The following is a 14,419-nucleotide window of genomic DNA, read 5'->3' on the forward strand; positions in this document are numbered from 1 at the left end:
AAGCCACGAGCACTGTTGTTCTAATCGGCTGGAAATCGATGCCCCCGCCCGGATCCCTGCCTAGCCATTTTCATTACACAATGCCAGCAAAACCCAACAAGCCCCCGACCAGCAAAATCCATAGTGGATTGATGCGCGAGACGGATGCGACCACTGCAACCGTCGCGGTCAGAAGCAGCGCAGCAAGCGTGCGATCGGTCGACTCGGCGAGGATCAGGGCGCTCGCCGCCATCAAGCCGATCGAGAGCGGAACCAGTGCAGCCTGGATCAGCCCGGGCCAGCGCGATTGGCTCGGCCGATTGAGGAGCCGGCTGACATAATAGGCAAGCAGCGCGGTGGGCAGGCACATGGCCAAGGTCGCCGCCAGGGCGCCGGGGATGCCGGCGACGGCATAGCCGATTAACGTGACGATAAGGACGTTCGGACCTGGTGAGAGCTGCGCGATCGCATAGGCGTCGGCGAACTGCTTGTCGGTCATCCAGTGATGCACCTCGACCGCGATGCGGTGCATCTCGGGCACGGCCGCCGCGGCACCCCCGACCGCGAACAGCGACATCAGACCGAAGGTCGAGATCAGCGCCCAGATCGGGTTCTCCGCGTTCATGCTGCTACCTTCCGCCGCATCAGGAAAATGGCGCCGACGCTGACGGGGATCGCGACCAAAAGCACGGCCTGGAGCGGCAGGCGAAGGACGCCGATGGCGAGGAACACGCCCAGCATCAGGATGAGCGCGACGACGTCCAGCCGCTTGAGCAGCGGCGTCATCATCCGGAAGACCACCGCGATCAAGAGGCCGACGGCCGCACAGGAGATGCCCGCGAGGCTGCGGCGCAGCACGTCCACATCGCCGAACCGGGCGTAGATGATCGCGAGCACCGTCATGATCAGCGTGGGCGGGAGCAACAACCCTGCAAAGGCGGCAATGCCGCCGGCGATTCCGCGCAGCCGCGCGCCGAACACCATCGACAGATTGACGATGTTGGGCCCGGGCAGGAAATGGCAGAGCGCGAACGTCTCGTTGAACTCGTCCGCCGTCATCCAGCGGTGCTGTTCGACGATGGCCTGCCGGGCGAATACCAAAACCCCGCCGAAACCTGCCAGCGACATCCGGGCGAAGGCGAGGAACAGCGCGAGCAAGCCCGGCGGAACGGCGCTGGTGGCCAGACCGTCCGGCTCTTGAACTGGTTGTTGGGCGGCCGGTGCGGAATCCTCGGACATGTCAGGAGCTTAGAACGCCGGCCGGCGCGCGGCCAAGCCTGGCGGGAACCTATCCATAGGGAACCTCGGAATGATCGCTCGAAACACCTGTTATTTGAAACGTTTGCCCCCTATATTGGGAGTGTCGGTTCGCCGGCTATGGAAATAAACGGTCGTCGCAATAAACCATTCGGACCCGGGGGCGGTACCCGGCGCCTCCACCAAAGCCCACCAGCGGGCTAGCCCTGAGGCGGGCTTTGGCGGGGGCGAAATAGGATCGACGAGGGCGTAAAGGGCGTTCTTTTTCCCGGTATTGTTCCGCCGTTATCGGGCTATGCAATAGTTGCCAACGACAACTTTGCTCCGGTTGCTCAGGCTGCGTAACGCAGTTTGAAAGACCATTCTGAAGTCCTAACGGGTTAAGCTCCGTTAGGCGGGGTTCGGAGGCACCTGGCAACAGAAGCCTCCACTTACCTCTTATTTCCTACCCCGCGGGGACTCCTGCTGACCCGTCAGGCGCGGTACTATTGCGGCTTGGCGAGTCGGGCCGGCAGGGCCCAGCTCCTGGAATGCAACAGGACCACCATGGCGACCGATCATATCCGATACGATGTGCTGGCCCGCGACGCGCTGCGCGGCGTGTTGCGCAAGGTGCTGACCGACGCCGCGTCCCAGGGACTGCCCGGCGAGCACCATTTCTTCATCACCTTCGTGTCGAAGGCCGAGGGCGTGAAGCTGTCGTCGCGGCTGCTGGCGCAATATCCGGAAGAGATGACGATCATCCTGCAGCACCAGTTCTGGGATCTGACCGTGCTCGAGGACCGCTTCGAGGTCGGCCTGTCCTTTGGCGGCATTCCGGAGCGGCTGATCGTGCCGTTCAGCGCCATCAAGAGCTTCCTTGATCCGTCCGTGAAATTCGGCCTCCAGTTCGAGACTTCCGATGTCGCCGACGTCTCGGCCGAGACATTGCCGGCCGCTCCCGCCCCGTCCGCGGTCGCGGTGCCCCCTGCCACTGAACCTGCGGAAGGCACGGAAGAGCCGGCGGCCCCGAACCAGGGCGGCGCCGAAGTCGTGCGATTGGATCGTTTCCGCAAGAAATGATCTAGATCGGACTGGCGCCGGTCGCAGGCGGCCAAACTCCCTATATAGAGGCGCATGAAGAGGCCGCGCGGCATTTCGCGCGGCGGAATGGATGTGCTCATGGCCAAAACTTCCTCCTCGAAGACTTCCCTCTCGAAGACTTCCCGTTCGAAGACCGATCGCGCCTCGCGCCCGGCGACCCGAACCGAGACCGACAGCTTCGGCCCCATCGAGGTCCTCGCCGATCGCTATTGGGGGGCGCAGACCGAACGCTCGCGCCAGAATTTCCGGATCGGCACCGATCGCATGCCGATCTCGCTCGTGCACGCGCTCGGCATCGTCAAGCTCGCCGCGGCGCAGTCCAACCAGGAGCTCGGCCTGCTCGACCAGCGCCGCGCCAACGCCGTTATCCGCGCCGCACGCGAGGTGATCGAGGGCAAGCTGGACGATCATTTTCCGCTGGTGGTGTGGCAGACCGGCTCGGGCACCCAGAGCAACATGAATCTCAACGAGGTCATCGCCAACCGCGCCAATGAGATGCTCGGCGGCGAGCTCGGCACCAAGAAGCCGGTGCATCCCAACGATCACGTCAACATGAGCCAGTCGTCGAACGACTCGTTCCCGACCGCGATGCATATCGCGGCGGCAAGCCGCATCACCGCCGATCTCGTCCCTGCCCTCGGCGAATTGCTGCGCGCGCTGCGCAAGAAGGAGAAGGAGTTCGCAAAGATCGTCAAGATCGGCCGCACCCACACCCAGGACGCGACGCCGCTGACGCTCGGCCAGGAATTTTCCGGCTATGCCGCGCAGGTCGAAAGCGGCATCGCCCGGCTCAAGGTCGCCGTGAAGGAGCTCTATCCGCTGGCGCAGGGCGGCACCGCCGTCGGCACCGGGCTCAATTCGAAGCCGCGCTTTGCAAAACTGTTCGCAAAGCACGTTGCCGGGATTACCAAGCTGCCCTTCACCAGCGCCGCCAACAAATTCGAGGCGCTGGCCTCGAACGACGCCTATGTGCTGGCGCACGGCGCCATCAATTCGGTCGCGACAGGACTGTTCAAGATCGCCAACGACATCCGCCTGCTCGGATCGGGTCCGCGTTCGGGCCTCGGCGAACTGATGCTGCCGGAGAACGAGCCGGGCTCCTCGATCATGCCGGGCAAGGTCAATCCGACGCAGTGCGAGGCGATGACGATGGTGTGCTGCCAAGTGTTCGGCAATCACACCGCGATCACGGTCGCCGGCAGCCAGGGCCATTTCGAGCTCAACGTCTACAAGCCTGTGCTGGCCTACAACATGCTGCACTCGATCCGGCTGATGGCGGACGCCGCACGCTCCTTCACCGAGCATTGCGTCAGCGGCATCCGCGCCGACGAGAAGCGCATCAAGGAACTGATGCAGCGTTCGCTGATGCTGGTGACGGCGCTTGCCCCCAAGATCGGCTACGACAACGCGGCCAAGGTGGCCAAGACGGCGCATGCCAACGGCACCACGCTGAAGGAAGAGGCGCTGCGGCTCGGCTTCGTCTCGGCGGAGGAGTTCGACCGCCTGGTGCGCCCCGAGAAGATGACCAGCCCGGGATAAATTCCGAATTCCGATAGCCATCCGTAATGATACGGAGCCCCAAGCTCCATTAAATGTAGGGCTTAAAGGACGGGATTTGATTACCGTCAATGTCGCGGCGGGATTGCGTGTTACGCAGCCCCTCCGTCCCCAACGGGGCGGAATTCATCGTTTGATGGCCCAAGGGTCGATTGACGAGGACAAGCGAATGGCGATCAAGTCTCATTGGGCGCAGTGCGGCGCACAGTTTCTGAATGTTTCATCCTGCCCACGGAGGATCGGATGATGGAGACGCGACATGGCGAACGTCATCAACCTGAATCGTTTCCGGAAGCGCGCCGAGCGGCAAGCCACGGCGAAGCAGGCGGACGCCAACCGAACGAAGTTCGGCCGCACGAAGGCGGAGCGGTCGGCGGAGGAGACGCGCGCGGACCAGGCGAAGGCGCACCTGGACCAGCACCGGATCGATCGCGAGGAGCAGCCATGAAGTCGCCCGTCGTGAAACGGTCGATCGTCGTCGCCGGCCACAAGACCAGCGTCAGCCTGGAAGAGGCGTTCTGGAACGGCATGAAGGAGATCTCGGGCCTGCGCAACATGACGCTGTCCGAGCTGGTCGGCGAGATCGACGGCAACCGCCAGCAGGGCAATCTGTCCTCGGCGATCCGCCTGTTCGTGCTCGACTACTTCAAGAGCCGCGCCATGGCCGCCATCCAGGCGGAAAAAGTCCCGGCCCAGTAGCCGTCTTGGCGCCGAGCTTGGCGCCCGATCTTGGCGCCAATCGCCTCCGTCACGAAGCTGATACTTTAAAATCACTCTAAGGTGCAGTTTCAGCGACCGAGCGCGCTTGACCTCGATGCCCTGCGTTGAAAATACAGGGCATGACCGACATCCATGATACGCGTCCGCAGATGCCGCTGGGCCTGGCCCAGCGCGGCTATACCGGCGTCATCCAACACCTTTCCCCCAAGGACGCGGGTTCGGCGCTCTCGGACATCGAGCTCGAGAGCCGGCTGATCGAGCTTGGCTTCGTCGAGGGCGCCCGGGTCGAGGTCCTGCACGAGGGGCTGGTCGGGCGCGACCCGATCGCCGTGCGGGTCGACAGCATCACCATCGCGGTCCGCCGTCGCGAAGCCATGGCCATCATCGTCGCCTGAAGCGACCGGACCCTAATTCCATGGAATTGCCCCTACTTCATCTCGCCCTGGTCGGCACGCCAAACAGCGGCAAGACCTCGCTGTTCAATGCGCTGACCGGCAGCCGGCAGAAGGTCGCGAACTATCCCGGCGTCACCGTCGAACGCAAGGAAGGCTTCTTCGTCACGCCCATGGGACGCCAGGTCTCCGTGGTCGACCTGCCCGGCACCTATTCGCTGCGCGGCCGCAGCCCGGACGAGGAGATCACCCGCGACTTCGTGCTCGGCAAGGCCACCGGCGAGATCGTGCCCGACCTGGTGCTGTGCGTGGCCGATTCCACCAATCTGCGCCTGACCATTCGGCTGCTGCTGGAGCTCAAGCGCACCGGCCGGCCGATGATCCTCGTGCTCAACATGTTCGACATCGCGACCCGCCGCGGCATCACTGTCGACGTCGAGCGGCTCGCCAAGGAGCTCGGCGTGCCCGTGGTCACCTCGATCGCGGTGCGCAAGGGCGGCACGGCCGACCTGCTGTCGCTGACCGACGAGATTTCGGCAAGGCTCGCCGCCGAGCCGGGGAAGAACAATTGGCGGGCGCTCAGCGTGGCCGATCTGCGCGCCACCCAGCGCGAAGCCGACCGCATCATCGCAGACTGCGTCAGCCTGCCCAGCCGGCCCGACACCTGGACCGCGCGGATCGATGCGGTCGTGCTGCATCCCGTCGGCGGGCTGATCGTGCTCGCGGCGATCCTGTTCGTGATGTTCCAGGCGGTGTTCGCCTGGGCGCAGCCGCTGATGGAGCTGCTCAATTCGGGCTTCGACGCGCTCGGCGAGTTCGTGCACGCCACCCTGCCCGCCGGCCTGCTGCAGAGCTTCCTGCAGAACGGCGTGATATCAGGCGTCGGCAGCGTCATCGTGTTCCTGCCGCAGATCATCATCATCTTCCTGTTCATCCTGCTGCTGGAAGATTTCGGCTACATGGCGCGCGCCGCGTTCCTGATGGACCGCATCATGGGTGGCGCCGGCCTGCACGGCCGCGCCTTCATCCCGCTGCTGTCGAGCTTTGCCTGCGCCATCCCCGGCATCATGGCGACCCGCGTGATCGACAACAAGCGCGACCGGCTGACCACGATCCTGATCGCGCCGCTGATGACCTGCTCGGCGCGCATTCCGGTCTACACGCTGATCATCTCCGCCTTCATTCCGGCCAGAGACGTCTGGGGTTTCATCAACCTTCAGGGCCTCGTGATGTTCGGTCTCTACGCTGCCGGCATCATCAGCGCGCTTGCCGTCTCGTTCCTCATCAAGTTCTTCATGCTGCGCGACTATGCGCCGGCGCCGTTCATGCTGGAGCTGCCGGACTACAAGATGCCGCGGCTGAAATCGATCGCGATCGGCGTCTACACGCGGGCCAAGATGTTCCTGCACCGTGCCGGCACCACGATCTTCTCGATGATGGTGCTGATCTGGTTCCTGGCCTCGTTCCCGCAGCCGCCCGCGGGCGCAACCGAACCGGCGATCGACTTCAGCCTGGCCGCGATCATCGGCAAAGCGCTCGAGCCGCTGCTCGCGCCGGTCGGCTTCAACTGGCAGATCGCGGTCGCGCTGATCCCGGGCATGGCGGCGCGCGAGGTCGCGGTCGCAGCACTCGGCACAGTCTATGCGATCGAAGGCGGCAAGGAAGCGGCCGAGCAGATCGGCCAGGTGCTGGCGACGAAATGGTCGCTCGCGACCGCGCTATCGATGCTGGCCTGGTACATCTTCGCCCCGCAATGCGCATCCACGCTCGCCGTCATCCGGCGCGAGACCGGAAGCTGGACCTGGATGGCCGTCACCTTCTTCTACATGCTGGTGCTGGCCTACGCCGCGAGCCTTCTGACCTACAATGTCGCGGTCGCGTTCGGGGCGGGGTAGCCCCTCCCGAAAATAAAAAGCGCGAAAACAACCCCATGCACAGTAGACGGATGCTGTGAGATCAATGGGTTACGCGTGTGCTAAATCAGCTGACCGTAGCTGGCCCGACCCAACGCCGGCACACAAGGCCGGTTGCGCCGTCGGGCAAAACAGGCGCATGATGGCATTGTCGGAGAATTGGCGCGACGCTCCGCGACGGCACGATAGGCCCGCATAGCGCGCAGCGGCAAGGAAGTCCGCCGTTGCAGCTACCGTCCGCTCCGCCGAGAGCTGACCGCGGGTCGCCCCTCGGGCGCCGCCCACCCCTGAACACTCACATCCGCCAGCGCGTCGAATATAGCCGCTGTGCGTTCCAGGCGGGCGATCGTACGGGCGCCTTCGACGGCAGCGACCAACGCGGAAGCGGTCGAAGAAGCGCGGGCGGAAGTGAAACCGCACCCCCTGAAATGCTCCACAACGATCTCGGTTGAATCAGCAAATCCGCGCGCGACTCGTTTGGTCAGATCAGCGTCGAGTGCAGGAAGCTCGTTCGCCAGATTTTGCATGAGACATCCATACTGGAAATCAGAGGCGACCATTTCGGCCGCGAACGCGCCGAAAATCTGACGAACAAAACTCAGGGCGTCACCGGTCGTATTCGCCGAGATGCCCCGCAACACAGCAATTCTACTCGCAACGTAGCGATCGATTGCTTCTTCTGCGAGCTGTGCCTTACCGCGCGGAAAATGAAAATAGAACGATCCTTTGGGCGAGCCGCTTTCTTCGATGATCTGGTTCAATCCCGTCGCAGTGTAGCCTTGGATGCGAAACAGTCGCTCGGCAGTGGCAATCGCGCGAGCGCGGGCGTCAGTCTTACGGGGCATCCTTCAACGTAACACGCCTGGCTTGACACCGCTATGGTGATCGCCATACTATGGCGATCACCATAGTAAATGTGCCCGCTGTACACCGCTCTCAAATCGACCTCCAGAAGTTGCATGCGAGGGCACGACACTCTCCCGGATTGCTGCGCAGGAAATACCCATGAGTTCGAGCAACTTCAGTTTCGGCAATTGTTCCAGCGAACGGGATCACTGAGATGGCCTCTAGATCCTGCGCGATGATGCTTTTAGGAGCTGCCATGTTCACTGGGATGTCCACTCGCGTCGTTTCCGGAGAGACGTCAGGCGATGCCATCTGGCACAATAAAATCCCTGCCGCTTTGAGTGAGCCTGCCGCTGATATCGATAAGGATCCGAACCTTCAGCACAGATATGCGGAGAATGCGGGAACGAAAATCCACTACGTCACCATGGGATCCAATCAAAAACCGCTGATGGTGTTTGTGCACGGATTTCCCGACTTTTGGTATTCCTGGCGAAATCAGCTCCAGGAATTTTCAGCAAATTATCAGGTGGTCGCCCTTGATCTGCGCGGTTACGATTTGAGCGATCGGCCAGAAGGTGTCGAGAACTATAAGTTTCCGGTTCTCCTTGATGACATCCGCGCCGTGATCGATGCAGAGGCAAACGGGCGCAAGGCCATCCTGATTGGGCACGACTGGGGCGCCGCTTTATCGTGGCTATTCACCGGGCAAAATCCGGATCTGATCGAAAGACTTGTCGTCCTCAGCGTGCCTCATCCAGGCGCCATCACGAGGGAGTTGCTCCCTTGGAACCACCCTATCGCGCAGGCCAAGGCCAGCGCCTACGCCACACGGTTCTTCGCTCGAGGCAAAGGCGACAATCTGACTGCGCAGGATTTGGCATACTGGGTCGTCGATCCCCAAGTTAGGAGTCGATACATCGAGGCTTTCGCGAAATCCTCCATCACGTCCATGATGAATTATTACAAAGCCAACTACGCGTTTTCTCAGCTTGCGCTCAATCTTTTCGATCCAACCATGAAGAAGCTCACCGGTGCCGCGATCAAATGCCCGGTCTTGCATGTGCACGGAATCGAGGAGAGCCACGCTTTGCTAAGCACTATTGATTTGGAAAAGTCATGGATTGAAAATCCCGACAATCTCACGGTCAAAATCGTACCTGGCGTTGGCCACTTCATTCAGCATGAAGTGCCGGACTACCTTAATCAGACGATTGCCTCCTGGTTGAAAGATTCAGGAAGTTGAGCCCGGTCTTGCGAGGCTAAGCGCCGAGGGGCTTCGTGAAGATCACCTGGCCGGCCTCCTCGTCGCATTGCATCTCGATGCCGAGCTATCCGGCTCAGCGTACTCGCTCAGTGCGTTCGCTCGGTGTACTGGAGCCCGAACTGACGTCTTCTTCGTTCGAATCGCTCTCCGGCTCCTGGATCAGCACCGCCGGTTCGTCGTAGCCCTTGCGACTGCTGTAGAACACCAGCGCCATCAAGCCGATGCCGACGACCAGCGAAAACACGACACCGAGCACCAGTGCGACATAACCCGACGCTGGCACCTCCGTCGTCGTGCTGAACCAGCCAAGATAGCCGAGCGCGCCGGCACCGACGAGGAAGGCGCATAACACCGCTATGACCAGCCATCTGGCGATCTTGCCGTCCCCGGGAGCGGGTGATTCCGGTTGCCCGTCTGTGCTGTTCATGGATCTCTCCTCATGGCGCATGCGTCGCGCGGCTATCCCGTCACGCTAGGGTGCGGTGACCGTGGTCGCGATCGCGTGCAGGGCCGCCGTCATGGCGACGATTGCAGCCTTGGCCGGCTCGCCGATGCCGTGACGCCCGGCGATATACGCCGGATCGTTGTAGGACAACCAGGTCGCGCCTTGCTCGTCCTGCCAGACCAGCGCCTTTAGCGGCAGATCGATGCCGCTGGTCTGCGACTGCTGCATCAATGGCGTACCACCCCTGGCGTTCCCGAAGATGATGAGATTGGTCGGGCGCAACGGCAGGCCGGCAGCGGCGGCGCCGGTGGCATGATCGACATGGGCGAATATTGTGAGGCCCTTGGCCGTCACTTCCGCTTCCAGCCGCTTCATCGTCTCTTCAGGCCCGAAACTGCTCCTAATCGTGATGAGTCCGTCGACGGCCATTGCTTGGGTCTCCCATAAACATGTCGCAGCAACCAGAACAAGGATCTTGAGCAGCGCCGAAACTCTCATGATCACACGCTCATTTGTTGCGGAATAGTTTTGCCGGATCGAATTGCGGATCCGGAATGAAGCCGTCGCGGTTGGGCATCTTGATCTTCGGCAAGCTGTCCTTGTCGACCTTGCCGTCGGGGGGAACGATGCCGTTCAGACTCAGGATGTAGGCGGTGACGGCATAGGTGTCGTCGGTGCTGAGCGAACCCGGTGTGGGATATGGCATCGCGCGGTGAATGTAGTCGTACAAGGTCGTCGCATAGGGCCAGAAGCTGCCGACGGTCTTGACCGGCGCGCTGGAGGCGAGTGTGCCCTGCCCACCGGCCAGACGATCCTTGATCCCGCCCTGGCCGTTGTCGCCATGACAGGCCGCGCAATTGTCGGCGAAGACCTGCTTACCCTGCGCAACCGTCCCGCTGCCGACAGGCAGACCCTTGCCATCGGGTGCGACGTCGATGTCCCATGGCTTGATCTCCTCCGGAGTGGCGGGACGGCCGAAATCGAATGCAAATGCGGGCGGCGCGAGCAGGCTGAGCGTGAGAGCCGCTGCGACAAGCCCATTGTCATACGAGGACATTGCGCACCCTCCCGGCCTCGTCGATGCTCCAGGTCTGCTGGGCGTTGTAGTGGAACAGCGCATTGCTCCCCATCGCGGCGATGAAGGACTGCCGGTCCGGCTGAACATTACCTTGCTCGTCGGTCGAGCGGCTCACGATCCGTGTCGGCTTGCCGTCCCAGACCCAGTCCATCTGGAATCGAACCTGGGCTTTGGAGAGCACCGGCTGATTCAGCTGCGCCTGTTTCCAAATTTTCGCGCCGTCGGTCGATATCTCGACCTTGGCGATCTTGCCATGGCCGCTCCAGGCGAGACCGGAGATTATGTTGTAGCCGGGCTGGATCTGCATCGTGCCCGAGGGCTGCGTGATGACGGAGTTGGTTTCCATCCTCAGCTGAAACTGGCGGGCCGTGCCGTTGGCCAGCAGCTGCGTGTAGCGCGCCGTTTCCCAGCGGGTCATCCAGGGCTCAGTGCCGAACTTGAGACGGCGCAGCCATTTGATGTTGAGATTGCCCTCGAAGCCCGGCATCACCAGCCGCATTGGAAATCCATGCGCGGGGCGCAGTGGTTCGCCGTTCTGACCGTAGGCGACAAAGGCCTCGTTCACGATTTCGTCGGTCAGCGGAATGCTGCGGTCGACGCCCGCGCCGTCGCCTCCCTCGGCGAGCATCCAGTTCGAGTTCTTCTCCTTGCTCGCGAGACCAATGAGGAACTTCAGCGGAACGCCGGTCCACTCATTGGTGCTGACGAGGCCGTGCGTGTTCTGCACCGTCAGATCAGGGTCCGCCTTCTTCCAGTTTTCCCATCCGTTTCCCGTGCATTCGATGAAGACCACGCGCGTGACAGACGGCATCCGCTTGAGATCGTCGACGCTGAACACCAGCGGCTTCTGAACCAGGCCATGGATGAGCAGACGGTGCTGCGCGGGATCGATGTCCGGCACCCCGGAATGGCTGCGCTCGTAATGCAGATCGGTTGGCGTGATGTTGCCCACCAGCTTCTGATGCGGCGTCTTGGAATTGATGGCATCACTGGGGTCGACGTTGCGCTTGCCTGGTCCTGCCTCGGGAATGCGATCGATCTTGACGAAGCGCGATCGTTCGCTGTGCGCACCGAGATCGGCGCCGGGCCCGCGATCAGGGATTTCGGCCAGCGTTTGCGCCGCCGCCGCTTCGGTCGCAACCGCCCCCAGAACGCCCGCCGACAGGCCTCCCACGAAACCACGACGCGAGACGCTCGCGGGCCGTGGCGGTGATTCGATTTGCGTTTTGGACGTCATGCAATCTCCGTCGAGCTTCGTGCTGATTTGGAAATTCCACCGCTTTTCCATGGGGACATTGACCGGATGCCGCCGAAATTGCCCGTTAGGATGTGTTAGAAATCATGAGGGGTGGCGAAGGCGCGTCATCCTGCCCTGCTCCGAAAGCGGCTATCCGGGTCCATGGATCATTTCAGCACCGAGAACCTGACTGCCGAGAGGCTTCGTGAAGATCACCTCGCCGACCTCGTCGCGTTGCATCTCGACGCCGAGGTGTCCCGATATCTCGGCGGCGTGCGCCCGGCGGAGAGGACGAAGACCTATCTCGAAGCCAATATGGCGCATTGGGACCAGCATGGCTTCGGGCTGTGGGTGTTGCGAACGAAAGACGGGGCATTCGCCGGGCGAGCGGGCATCCGGCACATCCTGGTGGACGATATCGACGAGATCGAGATTGCCTATGCGTTCAAGCGCGAATTCTGGGGCCGTGGCCTTGCAAGCGAGACCGCGACCGCACTGACCGATATCGGACTGTTACACCACGAGCTGCCGTCCCTCATCGGCCTGGTCTATGCCGGCAATGGCGCATCGCGCCGCGTGCTGGAGAAGGCCAACTATCTCCTCGAGCGAACCACGTTCCGTCACGGCGAGAACGTCGTCATCTACCGGATTCGGCGGTGAGAGACGCAAGTTCGTAGGATGGGTAGAGCGAAGCGAACCCATCACGCATCAACACGCCCGGAGGCAAGATGGGTTTCGCAAGGGCTCTACCCATCCTACAGCTGCGCCGCTGTCGGCGCATTGGCGTGCCATTGGACACCTGAAGTCCTACCTGAAATACCCCAGCACGAGATCGACATCCGCGCTGCCGGCCACCGTGCCGTTCAGCTCGGCGTCGATGACGCGGCGGCAAGCTTCGATCGCGGCGTGGTCACCGAGGTCGTTGGCGGCTTCCAGCACGAGCCAGGCGGCATCGACCGAGGCCTGGTCCGCTGCTCCCCCGCCGATCTCGCCGGCTGCGGCCTTGTTGAGGTTCTTGTTTGGATTCTTGCGAACGGCGGTGCCGAATTGAGGCAACATTGCAAATACTCCCTGCCAATTCCCGGATGATGCTCGGTGTACCTGTTCGGTGGACCGCTCAGTGCACCTGCAGCTCGGGCTGACGACCCGTGACGGGATCGGTGCCGGTCTTGCGCGACTGGTAGAACTTCAAGACGCTGCGCGAGGTCTCGATCTTGAGCTTGCCGAAATCGCGCTCGTTGTCGTGGAGCTCGCGCGCCGTGATCAGGTGATCCTTGGCGCCGAGGAACAGCAGCGACATCGTGGTGTCCCATGAGAAATCGAGCGCCTTGCACAGCACCAGGATCATCTCGCGATTGCGGTCCATCATCGCACGCTCGATCACGTCGACAGGCAGCGATGACAGCAGCGACAGCCCGATCTGCACCTCGTCGAAGCGGTGCTGGCGCGCATAGTTCGAGATCGAGTCCTGGTTGAGGTTGCCCTGCCGGTACTGCGTCGTCACCACGCGCTTGGCGACGAAATAGCTGCGCGAGGACGGGCCGAACTTGGATTGCAGGTCGCCGGTGACGTCGCTCACCGAGTTTTGGATCTGCGCCATCATTTCCGGGCGCTCGTGCTCGAGTCGGCGGCGGACGTCCTCCGACGCCTTCGAGATCAGCTGCTGGAAGATGTGACGCGGCACGTCCTTGCGCAGGCCAAGCTGCTCCGCAAGAATCGAGTCACCCTCGGCACGGCGAACCATGTGGAGCAGGCCCGAGCCGGAGAAGCGCGCGCCCTCGTTCCGGGCAACCGACGTCACGACCTCCTGGTCGCCGCGCTTGACCAGCACGTCGGTGACGGCCTCGCCGATCGACTTGCGCTGGGCGATCGCAAGCAGATGCGACTGGCTCTTGGTCATGGCGCTCTCGATCAGCAGCTTCTCGTCGATACGATTGGAGTCGCGCAGCACGGGGCCTGCGACCTCGATCTCGTCGGCGGTCGCGAGTTGCGCAATGACATTGAGCGGAGCGTGATCGCAGGCTGCCATGACCTCGGAGAGCTGCACCCGCGCAGCAACCTCGATCTCGTCGGCGAGCCGGCCGATGACCTCGCCGAACGTGCTGATCTCGTCGTCGCTATAGCGGCCGGTGATCAGAATGTCGGTCGCATGCCACAACGCCTTGTTCCGGCTTTCGTCGGTGCCGCGTGCGATCGCGTCGTCCAGATCCTGCAGAAGTGTTGTCGCGCCGTTCATCCCGATGACCCCAGTTCTTGGCTAGCCATCCTGCTTGTGCCGCAGGACGCCGAGTTCCTCTGGGAACAGAGACTAGGGAACAAACGCGAGAATCCGGTAAAGTCGGCAGATCAGTTTTGCCGGGCAAAATTCGTTAAAAAGCGAGGGAATGAGTTTACCGGTGGGCCACCGGCGAAGGTGCGCTCCCTCTCCCGCCTGCGGGAGAGGGTTGGGGAGAGGGTGTCTCAACGGAGGGATTCCCCCAGAGGAGAGAGCCCTCACCCGGCACGCGGGACGATGCTTCGCATCGCCCGGACGCGCCGACCTCTCCCGCGAGCGAGGGCTTTGCTTAATTGGCCGAGCGGGAGTGAGGCTCGATATGGGGTATTTTTTTGTGCGGCCTCGGATGGCGCGCGAACGCAGACGGTCT

The 14,419-nt window shown here is 62.4% G+C and carries 17 protein-coding genes and 1 other RNA gene; 9 read left to right on the top strand and 9 right to left on the bottom strand.

Annotation, left to right across the window (positions count from 1 at the left end):
• Positions 1-73 precede the first annotated feature (73 nt).
• Both ABIB90_RS20290 and ABIB90_RS20295 read right to left on the bottom strand, forming a co-directional pair.
• On the bottom strand, positions 74-604 hold the full coding sequence (locus ABIB90_RS20290) for a chromate transporter (RefSeq protein WP_007600971.1): 531 nt from the start codon (positions 602-604) through the stop codon (positions 74-76).
• Positions 601-1,218 carry a chromate transporter gene (locus ABIB90_RS20295; RefSeq protein WP_007600970.1) on the bottom strand — a complete coding sequence of 206 codons (618 nt, stop codon included), beginning with the start codon at positions 1,216-1,218 and terminating at the stop codon, positions 601-603. Before ABIB90_RS20295 ends, ABIB90_RS20290 begins: the two co-directional genes overlap by 4 nt.
• A gap of 84 nt (positions 1,219-1,302) precedes the next feature.
• On the opposite strand from ABIB90_RS20295, the gene ssrA reads away from it, so the two are divergent.
• The 7 genes from ssrA (at position 1,303) to feoB (ending at position 6,883) form a co-directional block, all read left to right on the top strand.
• Positions 1,303-1,668, top strand: a transfer-messenger RNA (tmRNA) gene (ssrA, locus tag ABIB90_RS20300).
• A 114-nt stretch (positions 1,669-1,782) separates the two neighbouring features.
• Positions 1,783-2,298: an SspB family protein gene (locus ABIB90_RS20305; protein WP_007600965.1), complete on the top strand. Its 516-nt coding sequence runs from the start codon at positions 1,783-1,785 to the stop codon at positions 2,296-2,298.
• Positions 2,299-2,385: 87 nt separating this feature from the next.
• On the top strand, positions 2,386-3,858 hold the full coding sequence (fumC, locus tag ABIB90_RS20310) for a class II fumarate hydratase (protein ID WP_219683513.1): 1,473 nt from the start codon (positions 2,386-2,388) through the stop codon (positions 3,856-3,858).
• 277 nt (positions 3,859-4,135) lie between these two features.
• Entirely contained in the window at positions 4,136-4,324 is a 189-nt protein-coding gene (locus ABIB90_RS20315; RefSeq protein ID WP_354201282.1) for a DUF4169 family protein, read from the top strand.
• Positions 4,321-4,575, top strand: a complete 255-nt coding sequence (locus ABIB90_RS20320; protein ID WP_007600962.1) for a ribbon-helix-helix domain-containing protein — start codon at positions 4,321-4,323, stop codon at positions 4,573-4,575. Before ABIB90_RS20315 ends, ABIB90_RS20320 begins: the two co-directional genes overlap by 4 nt.
• A gap of 140 nt (positions 4,576-4,715) precedes the next feature.
• Positions 4,716-4,991 (top strand): FeoA family protein, encoded by a 276-nt coding sequence (locus tag ABIB90_RS20325; protein ID WP_007600961.1) that lies wholly within the window; start codon positions 4,716-4,718, stop codon positions 4,989-4,991.
• Between the two features lie 20 nt (positions 4,992-5,011).
• Positions 5,012-6,883, top strand: a complete 1,872-nt coding sequence (feoB, locus tag ABIB90_RS20330; protein ID WP_354201283.1) for a ferrous iron transporter B — start codon at positions 5,012-5,014, stop codon at positions 6,881-6,883.
• Positions 6,884-7,131: 248 nt separating this feature from the next.
• Here the strand turns inward: feoB and ABIB90_RS20335 are convergent, their stop codons facing one another.
• Positions 7,132-7,746, bottom strand: coding sequence for a TetR/AcrR family transcriptional regulator (locus tag ABIB90_RS20335; RefSeq protein ID WP_354170591.1), 615 nt, complete (start codon positions 7,744-7,746; stop codon positions 7,132-7,134).
• A gap of 257 nt (positions 7,747-8,003) precedes the next feature.
• On the opposite strand from ABIB90_RS20335, the gene ABIB90_RS20340 reads away from it, so the two are divergent.
• Positions 8,004-8,993 (top strand): alpha/beta fold hydrolase, encoded by a 990-nt coding sequence (locus ABIB90_RS20340; RefSeq protein ID WP_354201284.1) that lies wholly within the window; start codon positions 8,004-8,006, stop codon positions 8,991-8,993.
• Positions 8,994-9,087: 94 nt separating this feature from the next.
• On the opposite strand, the gene ABIB90_RS20345 is transcribed toward ABIB90_RS20340, so the two are convergent.
• From ABIB90_RS20345 to soxC, 4 genes are read right to left on the bottom strand one after another with little or no spacing between them, the layout of a single operon-like run.
• The gene (locus ABIB90_RS20345) at positions 9,088-9,441 is read right to left on the bottom strand and encodes a hypothetical protein (RefSeq protein ID WP_354201285.1); all 354 of its coding nucleotides are present in this window, start codon (positions 9,439-9,441) and stop codon (positions 9,088-9,090) included.
• 45 nt (positions 9,442-9,486) lie between these two features.
• On the bottom strand, positions 9,487-9,957 hold the full coding sequence (locus tag ABIB90_RS20350; protein ID WP_354170584.1) for a DUF302 domain-containing protein: 471 nt from the start codon (positions 9,955-9,957) through the stop codon (positions 9,487-9,489).
• 10 nt (positions 9,958-9,967) lie between these two features.
• Positions 9,968-10,516 (bottom strand): c-type cytochrome, encoded by a 549-nt coding sequence (locus ABIB90_RS20355; RefSeq protein ID WP_354201286.1) that lies wholly within the window; start codon positions 10,514-10,516, stop codon positions 9,968-9,970.
• A complete protein-coding gene (soxC, locus tag ABIB90_RS20360; RefSeq protein WP_354201287.1) occupies positions 10,503-11,774 on the bottom strand; it encodes a sulfite dehydrogenase in 1,272 nt (423 codons plus the stop codon). Before soxC ends, ABIB90_RS20355 begins: the two co-directional genes overlap by 14 nt.
• Positions 11,775-11,936: 162 nt before the next feature.
• On the opposite strand from soxC, the gene ABIB90_RS20365 reads away from it, so the two are divergent.
• Positions 11,937-12,434: a GNAT family N-acetyltransferase gene (locus ABIB90_RS20365; RefSeq protein WP_354201288.1), complete on the top strand. Its 498-nt coding sequence runs from the start codon at positions 11,937-11,939 to the stop codon at positions 12,432-12,434.
• A gap of 147 nt (positions 12,435-12,581) precedes the next feature.
• Here ABIB90_RS20365 and ABIB90_RS20370 read toward each other — a convergent pair whose 3' ends face one another.
• Together ABIB90_RS20370 and ABIB90_RS20375 are read right to left on the bottom strand one after the other, a co-directional pair.
• On the bottom strand, positions 12,582-12,833 hold the full coding sequence (locus ABIB90_RS20370; protein ID WP_219683465.1) for a hypothetical protein: 252 nt from the start codon (positions 12,831-12,833) through the stop codon (positions 12,582-12,584).
• A 58-nt stretch (positions 12,834-12,891) separates the two neighbouring features.
• The gene (locus ABIB90_RS20375) at positions 12,892-14,010 is read right to left on the bottom strand and encodes a DUF2336 domain-containing protein (protein ID WP_219683464.1); all 1,119 of its coding nucleotides are present in this window, start codon (positions 14,008-14,010) and stop codon (positions 12,892-12,894) included.
• Between the last annotated feature and the right edge of the window lie 409 nt (positions 14,011-14,419).

The sequence above is a fragment of the Bradyrhizobium sp. JR4.1 genome, from assembly GCF_040548605.1.
GTDB lineage: Bacteria > Pseudomonadota > Alphaproteobacteria > Rhizobiales > Xanthobacteraceae > Bradyrhizobium > Bradyrhizobium canariense.